At 39.0% G+C, this 710-nt stretch carries 1 pseudogene; it reads left to right on the top strand.

Going from position 1 to position 710, the window contains the following annotated elements:
* Positions 1-32: 32 nt before the first annotated feature.
* A pseudogene (locus CWB66_RS20870) lies at positions 33-710 on the top strand (VOC family protein); the annotation flags it as partial.

Raw genomic sequence — 710 nt, 5'->3', positions numbered from 1 at the left:
TAGATAAAAATTAAAATAATAAGGATTTAATTATGAGTAAGACTAAAAGCCATTCGCATGGGATTTTTTGTTGGTCTGAGTTATGTACGCAAAACTGGAAAGAGGGTAAAAACTTTTATACTTCATTATTCAACTGGGGATATGATGATCAAGCTATTGGAGAAGGCGTATATTACACCATGTTACAAAAACAAGGGGATGATATAGCCGCTATGTATGAAATGACCAAAGAGCAAGTTGATGGCGGGGTTCCCAGTCACTGGTTGGCGTATATTGCAGTTGATAATGTTGATAATTGCGCAGTTAAGCAAAAACGCTCGGGGCTGAGATTATTGCGGGCCCTCATGATGTTATGAATGCTGGTCGTATGCTGATGCTAAAAGATCCTGCTGGTGCTACGGTGGCTTTATGGTAAGCAAGTGAGCATAGAGGTTGTAAACGCTTAGGTGAATTAAATACACCATATTGGCATGAGCTAGCAACAAGAGATAGTAAAGTAAGTAGCGATTTCTACTGTTCTTTATTGGGATGGGCAAGCGAAATAAAGCCGATGGAAGGCATCGACTACACTTTATTTTTAGTGGATGGGCAACCAATTGCTGGCATGCTTGAAATGACAAGTGAGTGGCCTGAAGATATTTCTACTCATTGGATGATTTACTTTGCGGTAAAAAACTGTGATACAACTGTAAATAAAGCGATTAGTTTTG

This window comes from Pseudoalteromonas sp. S558, from assembly GCF_005886635.1.
Taxonomy (GTDB): Bacteria; Pseudomonadota; Gammaproteobacteria; order Enterobacterales; family Alteromonadaceae; genus Pseudoalteromonas; species Pseudoalteromonas aliena.
Note: the sequence above shows the minus strand (reverse complement) of the source record. Positions and strands in the feature narration are given on the sequence as shown.